Consider the following 23,355-nt stretch of genomic DNA (forward strand, 5'->3'; position numbering starts at 1 on the left):
GGTAGCCCTGGCCCGACCGGTGCACCCGGACCCGACGGCAGCACCGGAGCACCCGGCCCGACCGGTGCACCCGGACCCACCGGTTCTGCCGGCCCTGCCGGACCCGCAGGACCCGCAGGACCCACGGGGCCTACTGGACCCGCCGGACCCGCAAGGCCTGATCACGACCACGGCCACCACGAGGGCGACCACGGCCCCCACGAGGGCGAGCAGGGTCACGGCCCCCACGAGGGCGAGCAGGGTCACGGTCACGACGACCACGACGAGGGCAAGCCCCCGTGGGGGGCCGACTTCCTGCCGGGCAGCCTTGACGATGCTCTGGGCCACGCGCTTCCCCGCCATGCGGGACCGGCAGCATGGCTGCCTCCGCGGCCGCGCTGGTATTAGGTCCCCGCGTTCGCGGCGGGTGGCACGTGCAGCTCCTCTCGGTGTAGGAGGTCGAGCCCGATAACCTGAGGGCAGATGTAGGGCCGACGAAACGGCCATGAGGCTCCGCCCCCAGCACGGGGGCGGAGCCTCTGAGCGTTGGCATGTGAATCCGTCGCGCGCGAGTCCAAAGCCGCTCGCTGAGCTGGCGCGACGCTCGGGCGGCCCGCCGAGTAGCCCCGGATGGGGCAGGGTTTGGACGGCGTTCGGACACAAGGACAGGAAAGGACGGACAAGGGTAGGGAAGAGGGGGACCCCTCCACCCTGCTTGACCGGGCGATACGTCAATCCTCGGCATCAAAAACCAAGGGCCGCCAAGATCCCCAAAGGACTCATAATCCGTCGGCGCGGCGGCGCCGCGCCGCGGTCCCGGAGCCGTCGGCGCCCCGGCTGCCGGACCTGGTCGACCGTGACGTCACCGCGAGCCGGCCCGATCGGACCGCTCCGGCGCGCGCGTTCGTCACAGCCACCCGCCGCGGCCAGGTGCGCGCACGCGGCTCCGGCGAACCACCACGGCTGTGTCGGCATGATGCCACCCCCGGTCCAGTTCTGCCCGGGAGGGCGTGATCGGCACGCGTAAATGGCCGAATTCCGATCGGGTTCTGAGGTTTAGGCGCATGCGGCGACGGTGTTCGTGGGCGGGCCGTCCGTTTGTCGATCAAGAGGTGGTCCGAAATGCCCGGCTTGGCGGGGGTGGTGGACGGACAAGCGGCCGGAATTGTTGATTCCCCTACCAACTCGACTCTAGGGTAAGAAAATTGCGAGGTCACGGAGGTTGACGCACCCCGTTTTCGATCATTAGCTTGTGCGAGGTCGTGCACACCATGCTCGGCCGCTCCTCGAAATACTGCTCCACTCCCTGCGGAGGAACACCCCTCCTCGCAGGTTGCGAATACGGTTCACCCGCCAGCCGGAGGCAGTACGTTGTGTCGACACCCGAAAGAGGGTGGGTATGTGGTCGTCTCGATCCGCTACCCTCTTCGCTCATTCTCCCCCCACCTGCACCCCGCTGGTCCCCGCCGCTCCGCAGCGGCCTGTGATGTGAACCAGCCGGCGGTCTTCTGACAGTCGCCCCCGTAGGCGACTTCTCCTTTTCCGGACCGTTGTCCGGTACCCCGGGATGTTTCCGCGTATCCCGGCCCGTGAAATCCCCATGCGCCGAGCCGGACTATTTGCCTGCCCTGGTGCCGTATTCACGTGCCCTGATCCGGTAATTCTCCCTTTCCTGCCCGGAAGCGCCGTGGACGACGGCGCCTTCCGTCCGGCTGCCCGTACAGATGTGAAAGGTCTACGGCTGAGATGACCCATGCCCCCACGAACGTGCTCACCCGGAAGCGTGTCCTGCCCAGCGGCGGAAACGGTTCACTGTGGGCCGCCCGGCCGACGTACGGAATCTTCGAGTTCCGCGGCAGGCAGCTGCGGATCGAGGTCACGGACCCGACGGAGGTCCTGTTCCCCACCGACTGCGGGCTGAGTCTGGTGGCGGCCCTCGACGGCGAGCACAGCCTGGATCTCCAGGGCGTCCGCGCACTCGACATCGGCTGCGGATCCGGCCTGTACACGGTCGCGCTGCTCGCCGCCGGCGCCGCGCACGTGACCGCGCTGGACATCAACGGGGCCTCGGAGGCCGAGACCACGGCCAACGTCGAGCGCAACGGCCTCGATGTCGGCCGGCTGTCCTGTGTCACCGCCGACCTCGCCACGTACACGCCGGACCGGAAGTTCGACCTCGTGGTCACGAACCCGCCGCACCTGCCGTACGACCCCAGCTACGCCACCGACAACGGCCTCGAAACGGCCCTGGTCGCCGGTCGGAACGGCCGCGCGCTGTACGACGCGGTCGTGGCCCGCGTCGACGATCTCCTGGCGCCCGGCGGCCGCATGATCATGGCGCATTCCTCGCTGGCCGACGTGCCGCGCACGATCACGGAACTGGAGCGGCGCGGGTACGAGTGGCGCGCCCTCGAAGTGTGCGAGATGGACATTCCGTTGCTGGCCTATGCCGAGCACAAAGAGACGATGCTCGGAATCCTCGAAGCCCAGCGCGCTCTCGGCAGTGCCGACTTCGAGGGCGAGCGGTTCACGGTGCACGCACTGGAATTCCGCCGGTCCTCCGCCGCCGAAACGGTCTGACCTTCGTACGCGCCACCCGCACCGCGCGTATTCGTACGCACGCACCGCACGTACACCCGCACCCACTCTCATTACACCAACAGGGGACTGAGATGAACGCCGAGGGAAGCACGTCGCGCGTCACGGCGCCCGAAGTGAACGGGCTGCTCGCCCGCCATTTCGCGGAAGCCTTCGACACCGACCGGATGGCCGCACTGCGCGAGCAGTTCGACACGGAGCACATCGTCCCGCTCCGACAGCTCTGCCCGCCGGAACTCTTCGGGCCGATCAAGGACGAGGCCTGCGCCATAATGGAGCGCTACGGCGTCAGCCATGATCTCGTCTTCGAAATCACCGACAACACGCCCCGCAGCATGACCACGGTCGGGCAACCGGTGATCAAGGACGAAGGACCGTTGATCGACGCGTTCTACTTCTCTCCCGAACTCATCGAATTCGTCGGCGACGTCGTGGGCGAGCAGGTGCATTCCTGCCCCTACGCGGGCGAGCACTACGTCATCAGCCGGCTCGGCAAGTCGGGCGACACCCACGGCTGGCACTGGGACGACTTCACCTACGGGATCATCCTCGTCCTGGAGGCGCCGCACTACACCGAGGGCGGATTCGTCCAGGCCGTCCCCCACACCTCCTGGGACAAGGAGAGCCCGGACGTCTACGGCGCCCTCATCAGCAGCCAGGTGCGCTCCTACGCCCTGGAGCCGGGCGACGCGTACGTCGTGAAGACGAACACCACGATGCACCGCGTCCACCCGATCCGCGGCGAGGGCCGGCGCACCATCGTCAACATGACCCTGGCCAGCACCGACGACCTGACCAGGCCCATGACGCACGAGACCAACGACACCCTCTTCGGTGGCGTCCGGGACCCCCGAAGTGTCGGCTGAACCGCCCCGGCCACCCGCCGAGGAGCCGTCGATGCGACCACGAGAGACGATGCGCGGCCTGCCGCGCTTCCTGCAGCCCTTCCTGACCTGGCTGACCGGCGTCCCGCTTGCCGGCGACGAACTGCGGGTGCGCTGGCGCCCCACGCTCGCCCTGATCGCCGGCGTCGTCCAGACCACCGCGGGCATCGCCCTCGGCGCGTACGGACTCACCCGGCCCTGGTACCTGCTGGTCCCGCTGGTCCTGCTGTCCTGGCCGACCATCGCCGGCGGCATGCGCCGCCTCGACGTCGTCGTGGTCCACCAGACGCTGCACCGCATGTTCACCGCCTCCACCGGCGGCAACCGGGTCGTCAGCGAGATCGTCACCACCCTGCTCTGGCGCCCGCCGTACGACGGCAACCGCCAGGAACACCTCACCCACCACGCCTTCCCCTGCTCCCTCAAGGACGGCGACACGCTGTACCTGCAGAGCACCGGGGCGCGGCCGGGCATGACCCGGCGGGACTTCCGCCGCTACCTGCTGAAGGCCGTGTTCTCCCCGAGCCACCACTGGGGCTTCCTGTCCAGCAGGATCCGCGGCAACTTCCTCAGCCGGTCCCCGCTCTACCGGATGGCCATGGCGTACGCGTACCTCGCCGGCACCGTCTCGTTCCTGGCGCTGACCGGCTGGTGGCTGCAGTGGCTGCTGTTCTGGTTCCTGCCCGTCACCTTCTTCTTCCAGAACCAGACGCTGCTCTACACGCTCAGCGAGCACCGCTGGTGGTTCCACGACAACGCCGAGCGGCTCACCAAGGCCCAGCGCGACCAGCTCACCTTCGGCCGGTTCTGCGGCACACCCGTCCCGGACACCACCGGCGCCGGCGCCCTCGGACGCTGGGGCGCCTGGACCGGCTGGTGGCTGCGGATGGTGCTGCTGTACGCGCCCTACCGGATGTGGGTCCTGGTCGGCGACACCGTGCAGCACGACCTGCACCACGTACGTCCGAAGGTCGACTGGGCGAACTCCTCCTGGATCCGGAACGAGGACCTGGCGACCGGGAACGCCGACCGCTACTTCGAGGCGTGGGGCGGCCTGCTCACCCACGTGTACGTCGGGAACAGCGTCCGCGACTGGACGACCGCCGCGCCCTCCGCGCCGATCGCCGCGACCAGGGCGGGGTGACCCCGTGACCTCAGCAACCGACAAGGTCCTCGTGGTGGACGGCACCGGACGCGGCCACGCGATCTGCGAGCTGTTCACCCGCACCAACGCGGACGTGACCGTCTACTACGGCCCCGGCTGCGACGCGATCGACCACCCGCGCATCGTCCCGGCGGGCTCCGTCAGCCTGACCGATCCGGCCACCGCCCTCGACTTCCTGGCCGAGCACCCCGTCGAGTTGGTCTTCGTCTCGAACATCGACGCCCTCTCGCAGGGGTACGTGGAGGAGCTGCGGCGGGCCGGCCACCGGGTGATCGGACCCACGGTCGCCGCAGCGGCCCTGGAGTCCAGCAAGGCCCGCGGCAAGGAGTTCTGCCGCGACCACGGCATCCCGGTCGCCGAGTTCGAGGTGTTCAGCGACGCCGCGAAGGCGAAGGAGTTCCTGGCGGCCGTCCCGTACCGGGTCGTCGTCAAGACGGACGGGCTCACGCCGGACGGCGACGGCTCGGTGGTCTGCGACTCGGCCGCCGAGGCAGTGGCGGCCGTCGACCGGTTCGCCGCCGAGGCCGCCGCCGCACCGGGTGGCGAGCTGCGGCTGGTCGTCGAGGAGCGCCTCGTCGGCCGGGAGATCTCGGTGTTCGCCCTCCTCGACGGCGACAGCGCACTGCTCTTCCCGACCGCGATGGACTACAAGCGAACCCTGGAGGCCGACGCGGGCAAGAACTGCGACGGCATGGGCTCCATCGCGCCCCACCCGGACGACACCCCGGCTCTGCGCGAGGAACTGCGCCGCACGCTCGTCGACCCGCTGCTGCGCGGACTCGCCGCGGACGGCCTCGACTTCACCGGTTTCGTCTACATCGGGGCCATGCTGACCGCGCGGGGCCCGGTCGTCATCGAGATCAACGCGCGGTTCGGGGACTCCGAGGCCCAGGTCGTCCTGCCCGGCGTCCGCACCGACTTCCTGGCCCTGTGCCGGGCCGTGCTCGCCCGCGACCTCGGCCGGCAGCGGCTGGACGCGGACGGTCTCGCCCGGTGCTCGGTCGCGCTGGTGCAGGGCTGCCTGGACCCGGGGGACCCGGACGCCCTGGTCGGCTGGCCGTTCGGGCCCTTCGCCACCGGACAGCCCGTCCACGGCCTGGCGCCGTACGACTCCACGGACGGCCCGGGCGGCCACGTCGCCGACGACACCCTGGTGTTCTGCGCCAACGTCCGCCGCGACGCCGCCGGCACGCCACGGAGCACCGGCGGCCGGGTGCTCCATGTCGTCGGCGCCGGCCACACCCTCGACGGGGCACGCGAGCGGGCCTACAGCCGGATCGCGCACGTCGGATTCCCCGGCATGCGCTACCGCACCGACATCGGGGCCGAACCGATCCCGGCCCAGGCCCCCGCCCCCGCCCCCGCCCTCGCGGCCCCGCGCGCCGATGCCGTCCGCGCCCCGCACGCCGACGCCAGGAAATGAGAACACCCATGCCACGCAGAAAAGCGTTCGTCCTCTTCGAGCTGATGAACGCCATGCTCTACACCGCGCGGGCGGCGAAGGCCCGGGGCTTCGACATCGTCGCCCTCAACCACAACCCGCTCTGCGCGACCGGCCCGTTCACCGTGGAACCGGGACTCGTCGACGAGGTCGTCACCGTCGCCTCCTGGTCCGACGCCGCCGCCCTCGACGGCGTACTGAAGGACGTGGCGAGCCGGTACGAGGTCGTCGGCACGCACAGCATGCTCGAACCGGCCCTGCCCCACCAGGCGGCCCTGCGGCAGCTCGCCGGACTGCCGACCACGGACCCGGACACGCTCCTCGGCATCCTCGACAAGACCCGGGTCCGCACGGCGCTCTACGACGCCGGGCTCTCCGCCCTGCGCGGCGTCCCGCTCGACGAGGCCCTGACCTGGGACAGCTGGCGCTTCGACGGACCGGCCGTGCTCAAGCCGGCCAACGGCACCGGCAGCGCACTCTGCTTCGAGGTCGCGTCGACCACCGAACTGCACGCGCTCGCCGAAAGAGTCCGGACCGCCGACGTCGTCAACCCGCTGATGCGCGACTACATCCGGGCACACGGCGGCTTCGTCCTGGAGGAGAAGGCCGCGGGCGAACTCCTGTCCGTCGAGTCCGTGGTGCACCGCGGCGAGGTCGGCTTCGTGACCCTGACCGGCCGGTACGTGCTGGCCTCGGACCCGGTGGTCGAGCAGGGCATGCAGACCCCCTACCACCACCCCGACCAGGTGCGGCTCGCCGCCCTGTCCCGGGCGGTCCACGCCTGCCTCGGCTTCCACCACGGCGGCACACACCTGGAGTTCATGGTCGCCGAGGACGGCACGGCCGAACTCATCGACTTCAACCCGCGCCCCGCCGGCTTCGCCTCCCCGGTGTCCATCGGAGAGGCGTACGGGCTCGACTACGCCGAGGTCCTCGTCGACATCGGCTGCGGCACGGCACCGGATCTGGGCTTCACCCGGCGGCCGCCCCGGTACGCCGTCGAGATGGTGGTGATGCCCCCGCCGGGTACCACCGAGTTCCGCACCATCGAGTTCCCCGAGGGCAGCATCGCCGCCCGGGCGACCAAGACCCCCGGGGAACGGCTCAGCGGGCGCGCCGACCAGCTCGACGCCGTCGGCATGTTCATCGTCACCGCGGACACGGCCCCGGAGGCACACCGCCTCGGCCTCGCCGCGCGGCGCGAGGTCGTCGTCAACGGGATCCGGCTCGGCGACAGCCCCCACAACACCGTCGCCCACTCCCCGTACATCGGCCAGGACCTGCCCGTGCCGGACGCGTCGGACGCCCCTGCCGCACCCGTCGCACCCGTCACACCCGCCGCCGGACGGCAGCCGTGACCGACACCGAGCCGACCGCGAGAGAGGCAGGAAAGGCAACCATGACCACCCAAGGTCCCGGCCCGGCCGCGCTGTTCGAAGACCGTGAATCGGCGGTCCGTTCGTACGTGCGGTCCTTCCCCGCCACCTTCGAGAGCGCTCACCAGGAGTTCCTGGTGAGCACCGACGGGACCCGCTACCTCGACTTCCTCGCCGGCGCGGGCGCCCTCAACTACGGCCACAACCCCGGCTTCGCCAAGCGCGCCCTCATCGACTACCTGGAGCGCGACGGGCTCGCCCACGCCCTCGACCTGGCCACCACCGCCAAGCAGGACTTCCTGGAGGTCTTCGGCGAGCGGGTGCTCCGGCCGCGCGGCCTCGACCACAAGGTGCAGTTCTGCAGCCCGTCGGGCACCAACGCGGTCGAGGCCGCGCTGAAGGTCGCCCGGCTGGTCACCGGCCGCACGAACGTCATCGCCTTCGGCGGCGGCTTCCACGGTATGAGCACCGGCGCGCTCGCGGCGGTCGGCGCCGACTTCTACAAGCAGGGCCTGCGCCCCACCCTCACCGGCGTGACCCACGTCCCCTACCCGGAATCCCCGATGGGGCCGTTCGACAGCCTCGACCTCCTCGACCGGCTGGTGGGCGACTCCAGCTCCGGCATGGAGAAGCCGGCCGCGGTGCTCCTGGAGACCGTCCAGTGCGAAGGCGGGGTGTACGTCGCCCCGGACGCGTTCCTCACCGGCCTGCGGGCCTGGTGCGACGCCCACCGGGTGCTTTTGATCGTCGACGACATCCAGGTCGGCTGCGGCCGCACCGGCGCGTTCTTCTCCTTCGAACGGGCCGGCGTCACCCCGGACCTGATCACCCTCTCCAAGTCGATCAGCGGTTTCGGCCTGCCCATGGCCCTGCTGCTGATCAAGCCCGAGTACGACGTGTGGAAGCCGGGCCAGCACAGCGGCACCTTCCGCGGCAACCAGCTCGCGTTCGTCGCGGCCGCGGAGGCCGTCCGCACGTACTGGTCGGACGGCGCGGACCCCGCGTTCGGCGCCGAGGTGCACCGCAAGGGCGAGCTGGTCGTCGACTTCCTCCAGCGCGAGGTGGTCTCGCGGTTCGCCGCGACCGTGCGCGGCCGCGGTCTGATCCTCGGCATCGACCTGAGCGCGTCGGGCATCGCGGGCACGAAGATCTCCCGGCGTTGCTTCGAGCGCGGGCTGATCGTGGAGACCTGCGGCCGGGACAGCGAGGTGGTCAAGATCCTGCCGCCGCTGACCGCCGCGGACAGCAGCCTGATCCAGGGCCTGGAGATCGTCGTCGAGGCCCTCTACGACGAGGCGGAAGGCATGCGCCGAGGCCCCGCCGGCGCCGCGCCCGCACCCGTGGCGGCGACCGCATGACGCGTGACCGCATGGCGCGTGACCGCATGGCGCGTGACCTCATGACGACCGAAGGAAGTAGCGACGTGGACAGCACCGCCCCGGACGGGCCCGGCACCATCCTGATCATCGGGGGCCGGCTGGAAGCCCTCCAGAAGGCCAAGGAACTCGGCCTGCGGGTCGTGTTCCTCCAGCACAAGGAGCGGCTGCTGCCCGGCCAGGCCGAGACCGCGGACGCCCTCCTCCTGGTGGACTACCTCGACTGGGAGGTGACCCGCCCGATGGTCCTCGCCGCCCACGAGGCGTACGGCTTCACCGCCGTCATGACCCTCGTCGAGCAGGCCACCGAACTGGTCGGACGCGTCAACGACATGCTCGGACTCGGCGGCACCTCCTTCGAGGTCGCCCGGCGCTTCCACGACAAGCTGCGGATGCGCGAATGGCTGCACCAGGCCGGCTTCGAGTCGGTGGGCTGCGCCGAGGTCTCCTCGGCGCAGGACGTCCGCGACTTCGCCGAGCGGTACGGCTTCCCGGTGATCGTCAAGCCGCTGGACGGCACGGCCAGCCGGGGCATCGCCGTGATCCACGACCCGGCGGAGGTCGACGAGGCCTGGGCGGAGCTGACCGGCCTGCGTGGCCGCGCCGACCTGCCGATGGCGACCTTCTACCCGGTGGACCGGTTCATCGCCGAGGAGTACATCGACGGCGTCGAGTACAGCGCCGAGTCCTTCTCCTTCGACGGCGAGCACGTCGTCGTCTCGATCACCGACAAGTTCCACGACGGCTGCGTCGAGATGGGCCATGCCCTTCCCGCGATCCTCACCGACGAGGCCGAGACCACCATCGTCGACCACGTGGTCGGCTTCCTGACCGCCATGGGCCTCAAGGACGGCGTCGGCCACACCGAGATCAAGCTCTCCTCGAAGGGCCCGCGGGTCATCGAGGGCCACGACCGGGTGGCCGGTGACCGGCTGCTCGACTTCATGGCGGTCACCCACGGCTTCGACATGGAGCGGTACGCCTCCGGCTGGCCGCTGCGCCGGCTGCCCGCTCTGACCGGCCGGCCGGAACCGGTCCTCGGCTCGGTGACCAAGTGGGTGAACGGCCTCCCCGGCATCGTCGAGTCCATCGAAGGCGTCGAGGAACTCCGGGCCGAGGAGGGCGTGTTCGGCGTCGATGTGCACATCGCTCCCGGCGACGAGATCGAGCCGATGGCGGACAACTTCGGCCGGCACGTCCAGGTGCTGGTGACCGCCGACACCACCGCGGCCGCCATCGCCCGCATCGACGAGCTGATCGGCCGGGTGCGGATCGTCACCCGGCCCGCCGCGGGCTGAGCGGGCGGGACAGTGACCACCACCCTTGCACCCGAGTCGGTCTGGCAACGACTCGGCATCCCGCGGCTGACGGGAAACGGCCGGTTTGTCTCCGCGAGTCTGATCGACAGCCTCGGCACCGGGCTGATCATGGCGTTCACGCTCGTGTACTTCGCCCGGACGACCTCGATCTCGGTCACCGCGATCGGCGCCGCGATGACCGTCGCGCGGTTGCTCGCGCTGCCCGCGTCGATCGTCGTGGGCCCGCTGATCGACCGGTTCACCGCCCGCAAGACGGCCGCGTGGGGAAACCTCGTGTCGGTCACCGGATACCTCGGCTTCCTGCTCGCCCACTCGGTCTGGCAGATCGTCGTGGTCGTCTTCCTGGTGCAGGTGGGCCACACGACGTACTGGACCTCCAGCAGCGGTCTGGTGGTGCTGGCCTCGCCCGAGGACCGGCGCACCAGCTGGTTCGGGTTCATGACGGCCCTGCGCAACACGGCGATGGCCATCGGTGGCGCGCTGGCCGCCTTCGCCTTCACGCTGGGCGAGGGCCCCGCCCTGCACGCCATCGTGATCGGCAACGCGGCCAGTTACGTCCTGGCGGCGACCCTGCTGTTCCTGTGGCGGCCGGCGCCGCACGAACCGGACGCACCGGAGACATCCGCCCCACCGGTCGAACCGGCCGCGTCACCTGCCCCCGGAAAGGCGCCGGCCCCCGGAAAGGCGGCGCCGCCCCGGGCCGGATACGCCACGGTCCTGCGGGACTTCTCGTACACCCTGCTGATCGGCGTCAACGCCACCCTGGTCTTCGGCCAGATGCTCATCAAGGTGCTGCTGGCGATCTACATCGTCGACGCCCTGGAGCTGCCGGCCTGGACCGCCGGCGCCCTCATCGTGGTCAACGCGGTCCAGGTCTCGCTCACCCAGACCCTGGTATCCAAGCGGACCGAGCGGGTCCGGATGACCCGGGCCATCATGCTGGCCTCGGTCCTCAACGCCGCCGCCTTCGGCCTGTTCGCGCTGCTGTACGCGGCCCCCGACGCGGTGACCTACCTCGGACTGTTCCTCGCCATGGTGGTCTTCACCCTCGCCGAGGTCATCGCCTTCCCCGCCATCGAGACCCTCAGCGTCTCGATGGCCCCCCGCCACATCCGCGGCCGCTACCTGGCCACGTACCAACTGTCCTGGACCGTCGGCGAGATCGCCGCGCCAGGTCTGCTCACCTTCCTGCTGGCCCGCGGCGAGATCCTGCCGATGCTCTTCCTGCTTGGGCTGAGCCTGCTGGCGATCCCGCTGCTGCTGGCACTGGAACGGCGAGCCCCCACCCCATCGACGATCGGAGAGCCCGCATGAGGACAGTCGCCGTGATTTCGACCCGCGGTTTCGGGGTGTTCCGCCATGATCTGCTCGTGGCGCCGGACCAGGTCCGGTTCGTGGGCATCTTCTCGGAACAGGACAGCGCCAACGTCTCGGAGACCGAGCGGGCCTACTTCCACCGGATCCACGTGGTGCCCTGCGGCCTCGCGGAGCCCTCGTACACCGAGTCGTCGATCGTCGACCCGGCCGCCACCCGGGCGCTCGTCCGCGAGCTGGCGGCCGAGACCGGCCCCGGCGACCTCACCCTGCACTGCTTCGACGAGCGGAACCTGCTGCTCACCGCCGAGCTGCGGGAGGAGTTCGGCCTCACCGGACCCACCTACGAGCAGCTCCTGCCTTACCGCGACAAGTGCCTGATGAAGGAGAAGCTGGCCGGCACCGGACTGCGCGTGCCCCGGTTCGGCCTGTTCGACCAGGGGGCCTTCGCCGCCGACCCGGCCGCCTGTCTGGACCGGATCGTCGCCGACGTCGGCCTGCCCTTCGTCCTCAAGCCGGTCGACGCCGCCTCCGCCGACGGCGTCTACAAGATCTTCCAGCCGGAGGAGTTCTTCGCCCTGCCGCGCGACCTCGGCCGCAGCTACGAGTACGAGGAGCACATCGACGGCACCATGTTCAGCGTCAACCTGGTCGTCAAGGACGGCGAGACCGTCTTCGGCGGGGTGACGGAGTACCTGGTCAACTCCACCGAGGTGCAGCGCGGCAAGGTGAACGCCGACATCAACCTCATCGACTCCGACCCGCGGGTGCCCCGCATGATCACCTTCGCCGAGAAGGTCCTCGACGCGCTCGGCAAGCTGGACGGCGCCAGCCACCTGGAGCTCTTCCACACCAAGGACGACGAGCTGGTCTTCCTGGAGGTCGGGGCGCGCTTCAAGGGCCTTGCCGGGCTCGCCGCCATGCAGCAGAACTACGCCGTCGCGCTGCTCAACCTGGCCTTCGAGATCGAGGCCGGCCTGCCGAGCCGGCCCTGGGACCAGGAGCAGATGTACTGCTTCGACGCCGTCCTGCCCAAGCGCCCCGGCATCGTCTCCGAACTGGTGCTCCCCGACGTGGAGAGCGAGGTCGAGATGAAGTGGAAGGTACGGGTGGGGGAGGAGATCAAGCAGGGCGCCTCGCTCATCGACAACGGCGGCACCTTCCTGGTGCGCAACCACGACTACGCCGCCCTCTACCGGGACTTCGAACGACTCGCCTCGTACGAGCCCATCCGCTACGAGAACTAGCGCACGCGGAGAGGGAGGACCGTCATGCCCCGCAGACAACGTGAGGACGTCGACATCGAACCCGTCAGCGCCGCGGTGGCGCGGATCGTCGACGCGGACCAGTTCGACCGTTGGTTGCTGGAGCTCCCGGACCACGTACTGGTCGCGGTGGCCGCGCCGTTGGAGATGCTCGGATTCCACTACCACCTGACGCCACGCCAGGATGTTCTGCTGGTCAGAGCCGCGCGGGTGGTGTGGGACGCTGTCGCCGACCTTCTGGGCGACTGCCCGGACGACCTGGCCGGCGAGTTCGCGCTGCTCGGCGCCGCCCTCGGGGACCGTTCCGTCGCGGGGCGTGGCGGCCAGGTGTGAGCCGGCCACGCCCTGGGCCCCGGCCCCTGCCGGGCAGCGACGACGGGAGCTCCACCATGCACTACGCCCGACTCGAACTCGACCGCGCCGGCGAGCGGCGCGCCGACACCGCCTGGATCGCGTCGCTCGCCGAGCGGCCCGGCACCCGTGTCGTGCCGCTCTGGCGCGACCAGTGCCTGGTGCGCGACGGCGCGCCGGTGATCACCGGGGCGGCCGGGGCGAGGGCGCTGCTCGACGCGGCCACCGAGCCGGTGTTCCTGGGTCTGGACGGCGACGCCGCCGTCCTCGCGGCCGACCTGTCGGCTCTGCCGGAGGACGAGGCTCTCGCCCTGGCCGGCGCGGACGCGGTGCGGGACGTCCGCGCCCTGGTGGCCACGATCGGCGTCGACGAGGCGGGGCTGCTGGCGTACGCCAGGGGCCTGACCCACTGGAACCGCAACCAGCGGTTCTGCGGCGCCTGCGGCGGAGCCGCCGAGAGCCGCGACGGCGGCCACCTGCGCGTCTGCCGGGCCTGCGGCAAGCTGCTCTTTCCCCGGATCGAACCGGCCGTGATCGTCCTGGTCGAGCACGCCGGCGCGCCCCGGCGCTGTCTGCTCGGCCGGCACGCCGGGGCCGGACCGGAGGCCTTCAGCACCCTCGCGGGATTCGTCGAGATCGGCGAGAGCCTGGAGGACGCCGTACGGCGCGAGGTCTTCGAGGAGGCCGGCGCCGTCGTGAAGGACGTGGCCTACCAGGGCTCCCAGGCCTGGCCGTTCCCGGCCGGGCTCATGGTCGGCTTCCGGGCCCAGGCCGTCGCGGACACCACGGCGGTCGACGGCCAGGAACTGGTCGAGGCCCGCTGGTTCACCGCCGCCGAACTGCGGACACACATCGAGGCCGGCCACGGCTACCGGCCGGACTCCATCGGAAAGCTCCTCATCGAGAGCTGGATTGCGGAGAACACGGATGAGAACACCGACGAGAACGACGCAGGAAGCACCGCCCGAGGGCGCGCACGGAGCCCAGAACGGAGCCCGGCCGGACGCTGACGTCACACCGGGACCGGAGACCGGCTCCCGCGTCCTCGGAATTCCCGCGGCCGACCCCGAAACAGCCCTCGGCTATTTCCTCCGGGCCCGGCTCGCCTGCGAGACCGACCCCTACGACGTCCACCACGACCTCGCCGCGGGCGTCGGCGGCTTCGTCCTCGTCGACGCCCGCACGACGGCGGCGTACGAGGAGGAGTGCCTGCCCGGCGCGCTCTCCCTGCCCCACGCCGAACTGATCGACACCGTGCTGAGCGGGCTCGACCCCGATCCGGTCTACGTCACCTACGGCTGGGGCCCGGCCTGCAACGCGGGCTCCAGGGCCGCCGCGAGACTCGCGGCGGCCGGATTCCGGGTCAAGGAGATGATCGGCGGCCTGGAGTACTGGAAACGGCAGAACCATCCCACGACGACGAGGCGGTAGCGGTGTCGAACGAGATCAAACTGGTCATCGACGAGGTCAACGAGATACGCGGCCGGATCGCCAAGGGGACCGATGTCACCGACCCGGAGTTCCTCGCGGACCTGCTGAAGCAGTTGGAGGCGTCCGAGCGCCTGCGCCATCAGCCGGTCGTCCGCGCGTTCATGGCCGACCTCCGGGCCGACGCGCGGAGGGACACGGGTACGGACGCGCCCGGCGACGCCTCCTCCGCGGACGGCCCGCCGCGCCTGCTACGCACCAAAGAGCACATCAACGCCGAGCGCGACCATCACCTGTTCTCGCTCTTCAACGCCTCGTACTTCCCGCGGCTCTCGCTGGACTACCTGACGTACGACACGCTGCCGACCGATCCGCACCTCGCCCGGCGCTACGGCAGCAACACCATGCCGGTCAACATCACCGCCTGCTCGGACGGGTTCAACTCCCGGGTGGTCGTCGCCCTGTTCCCGGAGAACCACATCGACGGCCGGCAGGACCCCGACGACCTGATCTTCTACTTCATCAACAAGTTCGTCGAACGGCACAACCGCATCACCCGCAAGATGATCGACGAGGTCATGGCGCCCGGCAGCTTCCCGCGCATCCAGGGTGCCGACGACGACGTCGTCGAGGCGGCCTCCTCCTGGTGGGTGCGGCTGCACGAATACCACCACCGGCAGGGCGACATGCCCATCCCGGACTACCTGCACGCGAAGAAGCTCAAGCCGCTCGCCGGCCTCGAAGAGCTCCGCGTCGACGTCTCCTCCATGCTGGTGTGCCTGAACGACCCCGAACTCCCCGCCGACTCGGCGCGCGCGGCGTACGAGTACATCCTCGCCGAACGACTGCTGCGGTACGCCGTCGAGGGGATTCCGCGCCCCAACTACGATGCCGTCGCCTCCCAGTTGCTCTTCAACTACCTGTCGGAGCACGGCGGCATCGCGCTGCGGGACGACCGGATCCACCTGCTGCCCGACCTGCCCGCGGTGCTGGCGCGGTTCCTCGGCGAGATCCAGGCGATCGAGCAGCGCATCCGCACCCAGCCGCTGGCCGAAGTGCGGACCGCTCTCCTGGAGTTCACCAACCAGTTCACCGATCACGACGAGGAGGCGGGGGACTACCGGCACATCCCGTTCTTCGCCGAGGTCAAGCAGCGGCTCGGAGTCTGACCGGCGGTGGCCGGACCGACCCGACACAGGTCCCTGGCAGCCGAGCTGGTGCTGGCGGCGAGCGGCGGCCCGCTGCGCTCGTCGTGGCGGCAGACCGAACTCGGCTTCGCCACGGTGGGAGCGGCGCTCCACGAGCTCGCCCGCGCGGGACGGATCGCCGTGTCGCCCGACGCGGTGTTCGCCCGCGGCGCGGAACGCTGCCCCGACCCCGTGGCGGACCTGCTCCTCGAGCACCTGCTTCTCGCCGAGCGCGCACTCGGCCCACGGGAGTGGATCGAACGGCTGGGCCCGGAGCTGCTCGACCTGACCCGGGCGGAGCTGATCAGCCAGGGGCTGCTCGTGCAGGTGCGGCGACGAGTGCTCGGGCTGTTCCCCGTACGGGAGTTCCTGGGCACCGGCGCGCCTGATGCGGTGCCACGCGACGAGGTGGTGGCCGCGCTGCTGCGGGCGATCCAGCCGCGCGGCCCGGCGCACGGCCCACCGGGGCCGGCCCCGGCCCCGGACCCGATCACGGACGCGGTGGCGTCGGCGACGTCAGCGGCCTGGTTCGTGCTGGCCTTCCCTGGCTAGTGACCTGGTTCGGAGATCCTGTCGCAGTAGCGGCAGACGCGGTCGAGGTCTGGTCGGCGGTTCCGGTCCATTCGAAGGGCCGGGCGTCGTCGCTCCAGACCTTGATCCAGGACGAGTAGGTGGGGGTGAGGCGCAGCCGGAACGGGGTTGTGCGAGGAGCGCGCGAGCTCCTCCGGCGGCTGGGGCGAGGTGTCGTCGAGTCAGCCCGTCAGTTGGTACAGGCTCCTGCCTACCAGCCACAGTCCGAGCACCAGGCAGATCAGGACGATCGCCGGGTCCTTGTGGCGTTCCAGCCACGCGCGCAGCCTCGTCAGGCTGAGCTGGGCCTTCTCCGGCGCGAACACCATGTACAGCTCCATGGCCAGCAGGCCGGCCGTGGCCAGTACGCAGAAGCCGAGGAGCGCCAGGAAGGACTCCACGTGGGAGAGGTCGGCCTTCACGACGGTGGCGGCCGCGGCGCTGACCATTCCCCAGGGCTGGAGGAGTACGGCGAGTCCGGCCGCGGACCATCCCGTGGCCTGGTCCATCCGGGAGGTCAGTGACCTGCCGCCGGCACTTCTGGGTCGGTCCTCGTCCGAGGCGGACGCGGCGCGGCGGCTTCGGCGGCGCCTGTGCTCGCTGTAGACGATCAGGCCCACGCCGATGACCAGGGTGGCCGCGAGCGCCGCGACCGAGGGCGGGGAGCGGGGTGCGGGCGGTTGCCCGTCGGTGAAGAGCAGGACCATGCCGATCACGGCCACCAGGCAGGCGAGCCAGGCGATGATGAAGGCCAGCCCCTTGTACACCCCGCGGGGTGCGGACACGACCAGGACGAAGGCCATCACCGGCAGGGGGTAGAGCGCGATGGCCGCGCCGATGAGGAACAGGTCGAGGATCACGGGCGCGCACCGCGGACCCGGTCAGGTCGCGAGGACCTTGGCCTTGGCCTGGGCGAACTCGGCTTCCGTGATCGCGCCGCGGTCCTTGAGCTCGGCGAGCCTGGCCAGTTCGTCCGCCTGGCCGCCGCCGGTCGAGGCGGTCTCGCGTACGTACGAGCGGAACTGCTCCTCGTTCTTGCGGACCCGCTTCAGCTCGCGTTCGCCCATGCTGCGCCCGCGGGCGATGAGGTAGACGAACACGCCCAGGAAGGGCAGCAGGATCACGAAGGCGGTCCACCCCGCCTTGCCCCAGCCGCCCAGCTCGTCGTCGCTGAAGATGTCGCCGATGATGCGGAACAGCAGCATGAACCAGAGGACCCAGAGGAAGATCATCAGCATGGTCCAGAACATGTTCAGCAGCGGGTAGTCCACTGCCAGGGTCACCATCGAGTCCTTCATGGCCGATCTCCTGCCGGTCGTGACGGTCGCGGCTGCCCTTCCGGGTGCCGCGATCCGGCGTGACGAACTGATTCCAGAGTGCGCCGCGGCCGAGCGCGCCGCACTCCGGACGCTCCGGGCGCTCCGGACGCGCGACGGAGCACGTACCGCCGGTCCGGTGACCTCCCGGTGCGCCTGCCGCACGGCGCCGCGATCGCCTGGGACAGTGACCGCCCTCTGGCAGGGGCGTAGCACGAGAGGGGTACGGGGAAAGTGGACGGGAATCCGGGGGTCCGTCGGTCGGCCCTGCTCACCGGGGTGCGTGCGGTCCTGACGGTGGCGGCCCTCCTGGCCGCCTACTACCTGCTGCCGTTGGACTCGGCCTTCACCGTGCGCACCGTGGCGGTGCTCGTCGTCGGCGTCCTGCTGGTGGGGCTGCTCCTGGGCTGGCAGGTGCACACGATCATGCGTTCCGCGCGCCCGGGGCTCCGGGCCATCGCGGCGGTGGCGGCGGCGCTGCCGTTCTTCGTGCTCCTGTTCGCCGCGACCTACTACCTGCTGGAGCGCAGCACACCGGGGAGTTTCAGCGAGACGATGTCCCGGACGGACGCCCTCTACTTCGCGATGACCGTGTTCAGCACGGTCGGCTTCGGTGACATCACCCCGCGCACGGAACTCGCCCGGCTGCTGACCACGGCACAGATGACGGCCAATTTCCTGCTGATCGGCGTGGCGGCCCGCTTCCTCCTGGGGGCGGTCCAGGAGGGCCGACGCCTGCGGGAAATCGAGGCGACGGGCGATGAGGACGGCGGCCCGCCCCCCGAGCGGTGACCGGGTCCGCCTGTCTCCGGTTCAGGCCCCCGGCAGCTCCTCCGCGGGCAGCCGGCCCGCGACCACGGCGTCGACCAGGGCCTGGTGGTCGCGCTCGTTCTGGTCGGCGTAGGCCTCCGCGAATGTCGCGATGGCCCGGTCGAACGACGTGCCGCTGCCCAGGTACGAGGCGATCGCGATCCGGTCGCCCGACCGCGCGTGCGCCCGCGCCAGCGTGACCCCGCACAGATCCCCGAAGGCCTCCATGCGCCGGGGGTTCATCCGCTCCGGCATGGCGATGCCCTTCCAGTCGCGCAACTGGCGTACGTAGAAGTCGCGCCGCTTGCCGTCGATCCCGTCCACGCGCTCCCAGCCGAGGAAGATGTCGCTGGTGGCCTGCATCAGCCGCTGGCCGGAGACGACGCGCTCACCCTGGTTGCGGTACGCGCTCGCGCCGACGTGCTCGGCGAGTACGGAGGTGTCCGCCTCCTTGGCCTGGAGGAAGAGCGGGTCCTGGTCGTCCCGGCCGAGGAGCAGGAAGATCCAGCAGCGGGTTCCGACGCTGCCGACGCCGACCACCTTGCGGGCGACGTCCGCCAGGCGGTAGTCCGCGAGGAGTGTGCGCCGATCGGACTGCAGGGTGCTGCCGTACCGCTCGATCAGGCCGCGGAACTGACGTTCGAGGGCGGTGCGCTCGACGTCGGGCATCAGGTCGCTCGCCGGAACGAGCAGCGGGGGATCCGCCGCGATCACGGGCCGGCCGTCGACGGTCTCGGTGAGCTTGTCGAACGCCTGGAGGCTGTCGCGGGTGCGGGCCTTGGCCATGGCGCGGGCCAGGTTCTTTCGTCCGCGCTTGTGGAGCCGGTCCGTGGCCAGGGCCTCAAGGCGGTCCGCGTCGATCTTCGCGTACCAGACGTCGATGGTGCGCATGTCCGCGAGGCGGATCATCGTCTCGCGGTAGGAACGGACCGTGTGCCGGACGATGCGGGCGCGCTCGGCGTCGTCGAAGCCGTTGGCCCGGGCGGCGATGACGAAACTCGCCGACAGCCGTTTGACGTCCCACTCCCAGGGGCCCGGCAGCGTCTCGTCGAAGTCGTTGATGTCGAACATCAACTGCCGTTCCGGTGAGGCGAGGAGACGGAAGTTGAGCATGTGCGCGTCCCCGCACAGCTGGGCCGTGAGCCCTGAGCGGGGTGTGGCGGCCAGGTCGGAGGCCATGATCGCGGCGGCGCCGCGGTAGAAGCGGAACGGGGACTCCGTCATGCGGGCGTAGCGGATCGGGACGAGCTCGGGGACCCGTGCCGCCGACTGCGCCTCCAGGATCGTCAGCGGGTCGGGCCTGTCGGCGGAGGGCCGGTACTCGGCGTGGCCCGACCGGGGCGAGCGGCGCCGGGCTTCCTTGCCGAGCGCCGCACGCTCCTCCGGCGTGGCGTGGCGTGCCGCGCGCATCGCCGCCGCCGTGGTCGTCTTCTGGGCCATGGGGCCCTCCTGCCTGGCCCTTGTGCAGGCCGTCGGCCGTGGGAATGCCCGGCGCGAGGGTCAGGCGACCGGAGGCGGCTCCATCGCCTTCTCGCCTTCTCCGGTGGGGGCCGCGCCGGGCATCGCTGTCGGGTGGGGGTGGGCTTGCCGGGTGGTGGGGCGGGCTCTCAGCCCTCGTCCTCCATCTCGGCATCCGCGACGGCGATGGCGATGCCGAGTGCCGCGGAGATGTTGCCTGCCGCCGTCATGACGCGGGCGGTGCCCACGATCGGTGCGATGGCGACCAGGACGTCCTGCAGCTGCTCGGCGGTCATGCCGGTCTCGATGGCGAGTTCGATGTGCGCCGCGTACGAGATCGGAGGCGCGTCCGAGGCGGCGAGGGCCGCCATCCGCGCGACCATGAGCATGTCCGGAGCCAGGCCGCAGCGTTCCATCGAGTCGATCGTCATGGCGGCGAGGGTGTCCAGGACCGGGGTTTCCGATGCGGTGGACATGTCGTATGTCCTCCTGAGTGGTGTGGTGGGGTGGGGCGTCGAGACCGTCAATCGGTGGTGTGCGTCCAACTCGCGCACAGCGCCCAGATGATGAACACGTCGATCGCCAGGATGGCGAGCGCCCACCACGGCTGGTACGGCAGCCAGAGGAAGTTGGCGATCGCGCTGAGGGAGGCCAGGGTGATGCCCGTCGCCCTCGCCCAGTTCGCGCTCATGAAGAGGCCCACCGCGCACAGGATGACAATGATCCCGAGGATGAGGTGGATCCAGCCCCAGGCCGTCAGGTCGAACTCGAAGACGTAATCGCCGACGCGTGCGTACACGTCGTCCTTGGCGATGGCCCCGATGCCCTGGAATACGGCCAGGAGGCCCGAAAGGGACATCAGCACCGCGGCGAACACGGTGCCCCCGCCGGCCATGCCGCCGCCTCCGGACCGGTGCGCGTTCCCTGGCGCGGGGCCGGTGTTCTGCCACTGTCCTCCGGCCGGTGTTTGCTGACTCATAGAAGTCACCTCGCAGCTCGCGGTGCGTTGCCGGGCATCCCTTCGGCCGTGGACCTGCTGGCGCCTCCTCGGGAATGTCGGGCCTAGGTGCCTCACTTCGAGTATCACGGTCGCCGGGGCAGCGTGCTCGACGGCGGCGTGACCGCCCTGTCCGGGGCCGGCTCGCACCTCAGTGGAGTAGCTCGGAGTGCGGCGGTCGCCACGGTGAGTGCCTACCGGGGTGTCGGTATCTTCTCTGCAGCCGCCCCGGGGGTGTCATGAGTACGCCGCCCGAGCCGCCCCGGCCTCCCCAGCCGCCCGACGCCGCTCCTCACACTCCGTCGCCGTCGGGCCGGAAGGGATCCCGCGCCGGACGGATCGTGATGAGCACCGTCTCGGCCGTCCTGATCACGCTCCGACCGCCACCCCGCCCGCCCGCTCGATAGGCGGGCGGGCGGAGTGGCGTACGGGTCAGTACGTCAGGATGCCCGGGTCCGTGACGCCCTGCGCGCCCGTCTCCACGTGGCCCGCGAGGCGCCGGAGGTAGTCGGCGGACGTGTCCGAGGTGACCGTCACGTCGTACCAGGCGCGGCTCGTGCTCAGGTCGACGGTGTGGGTGACGGTGGCACCGCGGGGGACCGTGACGGTCCGCGGGCCGCCGGCGTAGGCGTGGGTGACGGTGAGGCGGGCGTCGGCCGTCCCCGCGTTGGTGAACGTGAGGTCCAGATTGCCCGTGGTGGCGTTGTGGCGGGCGGTGACCTCGGGGACGGCGGTCTTGCCGGGGGAGCGGAAGCGGCGGAGGAAGCCGTTGGGGCCGTGGACCGTGAGGTCGGTGAGGGTCTTGGAGTACTTGGTGTTCCAGGTGTCCGAGAGGGACTTGTTCGCCTCGGTCGTGTACGTCCAGGGGGCGTCCGTGCGGTTCGCCGAGGTCACGTAGAACTGGGCGCCCGCCGAGGGGCCTCCGCTGAAGGTGAGGCGGTAGGTGCCGGCCGTGGTGTCCGCGCTGCCGTCCACGTACGGGGCGTACTTCAGGGGCCGGGTGGGCTTGGCGCCCGGCTCCTGGCGGGGCATCGCGCCGACGGCCGGGGCGGTGGCGAGGAAGTCGGGGTGGCGGTCGCGGTCCGGCGGGTAGTAGCCGGCGGTCGACGGCAGCGGGGCGGCCTGGGTGTTCGTCCGCGTGAAGTCGAAGGCGGAGGTCAGGTCGCCGCAGACGGCCCGCCGCCACGGGGAGATCTGGGGCTCCTGCACCCCGAAGCGCTGCTCCATGAAGCGGATGACCGAGGTGTGGTCGAAGGTCTCGGAGCAGCTGTAGCCGCCGGTGGACCAGGGGGAGACGACGATCATCGGGACGCGCGGGCCGAGGCCGTAGGGACCGGCGACGTACCCCGTCTTCCCGGGGAAGTGGTCGAGCGCGGTCGGTGTGGTCGACAGGCCCTGCGCGGAGGAGGCCGGGACGTACGGCGGGACGACGTGGTCGAAGAAGCCGTCGTTCTCGTCGTACGTGATGAACAGGGCGGTACGGGCCCACACGTCCGGGTTCGAGGTCAGCGCGTCCAGGACCTGGGCGATGTACCAGGCGCCGTAGTTGGAGGGCCAGTTGGAGTGCTCCGAGAACGCCTCGGGCGCCGCGATCCAGGAGACCTTGGGCAGGCGGCCCGCCTGCACGTCGGCGCGCAGGTCGGCGAGGTAGGTGTCGCCGTTCTTCACGTTCGTGCCCGTGCGGGCCTTGTCGTAGAGCGGGTTGCCGGGCTGGGCGTTCCGGTAGGTGTTGAAGTAGAGGAGCGAGTTGTCGCCGTAGTTGCCGCGGTACGCGTCGTTGATCCAGCCCCAGGAGCCGGCGGCGTTCAGCCCGTCGCCGGTGTCCTGGTAGACCTTCCAGGAGACCCCGGCCGCCTCCAGGCGCTCGGGGTACGTCTTCCAGCCGTAGCCCGCCTCGGCGTTGTTGAGGACCGGGCCGCCGCCGGTGCCGTCGTTGCCGGTGTGACCGCTCCACAGGTAGTAGCGGTTCGGGTCGGTGGAGCCGATGAACGAACAGTGGTAGGCGTCGCAGATCGTGAACGCGTCGGCGAGCGCGTAGTGGAAGGGGATGTCCTCACGGGTGAGGTACGCCATCGTGGCCTTGGTCTTGGCCGGTATCCACTGGTCGTACTTGCCCTTGTTGAAGGCCTTCTGCCCGCCCGCCCAGTCGTGGTTGAGGCCCTGGAGGAACTCCATGCCGAGCTTGGCGCTCTCTGGCCGGAACGGCAGGGTGACCTTCGAACCGTCCGACTGGTTCCAGACCGGCTTCCCGCTCGGCAACGTCACGGGACGCGGGTCGCCGAAGCCGCGCACGCCCTTCATCGCCCCGAAGTAGTGGTCGAAGGAACGGTTCTCCTGCATCAGGACGACGATGTGCTCGACGTCCTGGATCGTGCCGGTCGAGCCCTGCGCCGGGATGGCGGCGGCGCGGGCGATGCTCTCCGAGAGCAGGGTGAACGCGGCGGCACCGCCGGTGAGTTGGAGGAACCGTCGACGATCGATGTCGGTCATGGGGGGAGTTCTCCTCGGGGGTGCGAGCGGT

The 23,355-nt window shown here is 70.6% G+C and carries 21 protein-coding genes; 15 read left to right on the forward strand and 6 right to left on the reverse strand.

The window, feature by feature from the left end; translation table 11 throughout:
• Window positions 1-1,725 precede the first annotated feature (1,725 nt).
• From ACIBG6_RS11980 to ACIBG6_RS12045, 14 genes are all read left to right on the forward strand, one after another.
• Entirely contained in the window at window positions 1,726-2,559 is an 834-nt protein-coding gene (locus ACIBG6_RS11980) for a methyltransferase (protein WP_399222447.1), read from the forward strand.
• 92 nt (window positions 2,560-2,651) lie between these two features.
• Window positions 2,652-3,443, forward strand: a complete 792-nt coding sequence (locus ACIBG6_RS11985; RefSeq protein WP_399222448.1) for a hypothetical protein — start codon at window positions 2,652-2,654, stop codon at window positions 3,441-3,443.
• 31 nt (window positions 3,444-3,474) lie between these two features.
• Window positions 3,475-4,605, forward strand: a complete 1,131-nt coding sequence (locus tag ACIBG6_RS11990) for a fatty acid desaturase (protein ID WP_399222449.1) — start codon at window positions 3,475-3,477, stop codon at window positions 4,603-4,605.
• A 4-nt stretch (window positions 4,606-4,609) separates the two neighbouring features.
• The gene (gene purD, locus ACIBG6_RS11995) at window positions 4,610-6,049 is read left to right on the forward strand and encodes a phosphoribosylamine--glycine ligase (RefSeq protein ID WP_399222450.1); all 1,440 of its coding nucleotides are present in this window, start codon (window positions 4,610-4,612) and stop codon (window positions 6,047-6,049) included.
• 8 nt (window positions 6,050-6,057) lie between these two features.
• Window positions 6,058-7,425: an acetyl-CoA carboxylase biotin carboxylase subunit family protein gene (locus tag ACIBG6_RS12000; RefSeq protein ID WP_399222451.1), complete on the forward strand. Its 1,368-nt coding sequence runs from the start codon at window positions 6,058-6,060 to the stop codon at window positions 7,423-7,425.
• Window positions 7,426-7,466: 41 nt separating this feature from the next.
• Window positions 7,467-8,801 (forward strand): aspartate aminotransferase family protein, encoded by a 1,335-nt coding sequence (locus ACIBG6_RS12005; protein ID WP_399222452.1) that lies wholly within the window; start codon window positions 7,467-7,469, stop codon window positions 8,799-8,801.
• A 65-nt stretch (window positions 8,802-8,866) separates the two neighbouring features.
• A complete protein-coding gene (locus ACIBG6_RS12010; protein ID WP_399222453.1) occupies window positions 8,867-10,117 on the forward strand; it encodes an ATP-grasp domain-containing protein in 1,251 nt (416 codons plus the stop codon).
• A 12-nt stretch (window positions 10,118-10,129) separates the two neighbouring features.
• Window positions 10,130-11,452 carry an MFS transporter gene (locus ACIBG6_RS12015; RefSeq protein ID WP_399222454.1) on the forward strand — a complete coding sequence of 441 codons (1,323 nt, stop codon included), beginning with the start codon at window positions 10,130-10,132 and terminating at the stop codon, window positions 11,450-11,452.
• Between the two features lie 11 nt (window positions 11,453-11,463).
• The gene (locus tag ACIBG6_RS12020; RefSeq protein ID WP_399222455.1) at window positions 11,464-12,699 is read left to right on the forward strand and encodes an acetyl-CoA carboxylase biotin carboxylase subunit family protein; all 1,236 of its coding nucleotides are present in this window, start codon (window positions 11,464-11,466) and stop codon (window positions 12,697-12,699) included.
• A 24-nt stretch (window positions 12,700-12,723) separates the two neighbouring features.
• On the forward strand, window positions 12,724-13,050 hold the full coding sequence (locus tag ACIBG6_RS12025) for a hypothetical protein (RefSeq protein ID WP_399222456.1): 327 nt from the start codon (window positions 12,724-12,726) through the stop codon (window positions 13,048-13,050).
• 56 nt (window positions 13,051-13,106) lie between these two features.
• Window positions 13,107-14,078 (forward strand): NAD(+) diphosphatase, encoded by a 972-nt coding sequence (gene nudC, locus ACIBG6_RS12030; RefSeq protein WP_399222457.1) that lies wholly within the window; start codon window positions 13,107-13,109, stop codon window positions 14,076-14,078.
• Window positions 13,996-14,499, forward strand: coding sequence for a rhodanese-like domain-containing protein (locus ACIBG6_RS12035; protein WP_399222458.1), 504 nt, complete (start codon window positions 13,996-13,998; stop codon window positions 14,497-14,499). The genes nudC and ACIBG6_RS12035 overlap by 83 nt, the downstream gene beginning before the upstream one ends.
• A 2-nt stretch (window positions 14,500-14,501) precedes the next feature.
• Window positions 14,502-15,665, forward strand: a complete 1,164-nt coding sequence (locus tag ACIBG6_RS12040) for a DUF6421 family protein (protein WP_399222460.1) — start codon at window positions 14,502-14,504, stop codon at window positions 15,663-15,665.
• 6 nt (window positions 15,666-15,671) lie between these two features.
• Complete coding sequence (locus tag ACIBG6_RS12045; protein ID WP_399222461.1) at window positions 15,672-16,235, forward strand: GPP34 family phosphoprotein; 564 nt, start codon at window positions 15,672-15,674, stop codon at window positions 16,233-16,235.
• A 200-nt stretch (window positions 16,236-16,435) separates the two neighbouring features.
• Here ACIBG6_RS12045 and ACIBG6_RS12050 read toward each other — a convergent pair whose 3' ends face one another.
• Complete coding sequence (locus ACIBG6_RS12050) at window positions 16,436-17,113, reverse strand: GAP family protein (RefSeq protein WP_399222463.1); 678 nt, start codon at window positions 17,111-17,113, stop codon at window positions 16,436-16,438.
• Between the two features lie 21 nt (window positions 17,114-17,134).
• A complete protein-coding gene (locus tag ACIBG6_RS12055; RefSeq protein WP_399222466.1) occupies window positions 17,135-17,551 on the reverse strand; it encodes an SHOCT domain-containing protein in 417 nt (138 codons plus the stop codon).
• A 252-nt stretch (window positions 17,552-17,803) separates the two neighbouring features.
• Between ACIBG6_RS12055 and ACIBG6_RS12060 the strand changes: the two genes are divergently transcribed.
• The gene (locus ACIBG6_RS12060) at window positions 17,804-18,361 is read left to right on the forward strand and encodes a potassium channel family protein (protein WP_399222467.1); all 558 of its coding nucleotides are present in this window, start codon (window positions 17,804-17,806) and stop codon (window positions 18,359-18,361) included.
• A 21-nt stretch (window positions 18,362-18,382) separates the two neighbouring features.
• On the opposite strand, the gene ACIBG6_RS12065 is transcribed toward ACIBG6_RS12060, so the two are convergent.
• From ACIBG6_RS12065 to ACIBG6_RS12080, 4 genes are all read right to left on the reverse strand, one after another.
• Window positions 18,383-19,819, reverse strand: coding sequence for a DUF2252 domain-containing protein (locus tag ACIBG6_RS12065; RefSeq protein ID WP_399222469.1), 1,437 nt, complete (start codon window positions 19,817-19,819; stop codon window positions 18,383-18,385).
• Window positions 19,820-19,986: 167 nt separating this feature from the next.
• Window positions 19,987-20,313 carry a carboxymuconolactone decarboxylase family protein gene (locus tag ACIBG6_RS12070; protein WP_399222470.1) on the reverse strand — a complete coding sequence of 109 codons (327 nt, stop codon included), beginning with the start codon at window positions 20,311-20,313 and terminating at the stop codon, window positions 19,987-19,989.
• 47 nt (window positions 20,314-20,360) lie between these two features.
• The gene (locus ACIBG6_RS12075) at window positions 20,361-20,816 is read right to left on the reverse strand and encodes a hypothetical protein (RefSeq protein WP_399222471.1); all 456 of its coding nucleotides are present in this window, start codon (window positions 20,814-20,816) and stop codon (window positions 20,361-20,363) included.
• 450 nt (window positions 20,817-21,266) lie between these two features.
• The gene (locus tag ACIBG6_RS12080; protein ID WP_399222472.1) at window positions 21,267-23,324 is read right to left on the reverse strand and encodes a phosphocholine-specific phospholipase C; all 2,058 of its coding nucleotides are present in this window, start codon (window positions 23,322-23,324) and stop codon (window positions 21,267-21,269) included.
• Window positions 23,325-23,355 lie beyond the last annotated feature (31 nt).

It is taken from the genome of Streptomyces sp. NPDC050842, assembly GCF_044456565.1.
GTDB lineage: Bacteria > Actinomycetota > Actinomycetes > Streptomycetales > Streptomycetaceae > Streptomyces.

Coding starts and splice junctions, on each gene's coding strand:
- ACIBG6_RS11980 (WP_399222447.1), top strand. CDS start 1,726: ATGACCCATGCCCCCACGAACGTGCTCACCCGGAAGCGTGTCCTGCCC.
- ACIBG6_RS11985 (WP_399222448.1), top strand. CDS start 2,652: ATGAACGCCGAGGGAAGCACGTCGCGCGTCACGGCGCCCGAAGTGAAC.
- ACIBG6_RS11990 (WP_399222449.1), top strand. CDS start 3,475: ATGCGACCACGAGAGACGATGCGCGGCCTGCCGCGCTTCCTGCAGCCC.
- ACIBG6_RS12000 (WP_399222451.1), top strand. CDS start 6,058: ATGCCACGCAGAAAAGCGTTCGTCCTCTTCGAGCTGATGAACGCCATG.
- ACIBG6_RS12005 (WP_399222452.1), top strand. CDS start 7,467: ATGACCACCCAAGGTCCCGGCCCGGCCGCGCTGTTCGAAGACCGTGAA.
- ACIBG6_RS12025 (WP_399222456.1), top strand. CDS start 12,724: ATGCCCCGCAGACAACGTGAGGACGTCGACATCGAACCCGTCAGCGCC.
- nudC (WP_399222457.1), top strand. CDS start 13,107: ATGCACTACGCCCGACTCGAACTCGACCGCGCCGGCGAGCGGCGCGCC.
- ACIBG6_RS12035 (WP_399222458.1), top strand. CDS start 13,996: ATGAGAACACCGACGAGAACGACGCAGGAAGCACCGCCCGAGGGCGCG.
- ACIBG6_RS12055 (WP_399222466.1), bottom strand. CDS start 17,551: ATGAAGGACTCGATGGTGACCCTGGCAGTGGACTACCCGCTGCTGAAC.
- ACIBG6_RS12065 (WP_399222469.1), bottom strand. CDS start 19,819: ATGGCCCAGAAGACGACCACGGCGGCGGCGATGCGCGCGGCACGCCAC.
- ACIBG6_RS12070 (WP_399222470.1), bottom strand. CDS start 20,313: ATGTCCACCGCATCGGAAACCCCGGTCCTGGACACCCTCGCCGCCATG.
- ACIBG6_RS12075 (WP_399222471.1), bottom strand. CDS start 20,816: ATGAGTCAGCAAACACCGGCCGGAGGACAGTGGCAGAACACCGGCCCC.
- ACIBG6_RS12080 (WP_399222472.1), bottom strand. CDS start 23,324: ATGACCGACATCGATCGTCGACGGTTCCTCCAACTCACCGGCGGTGCC.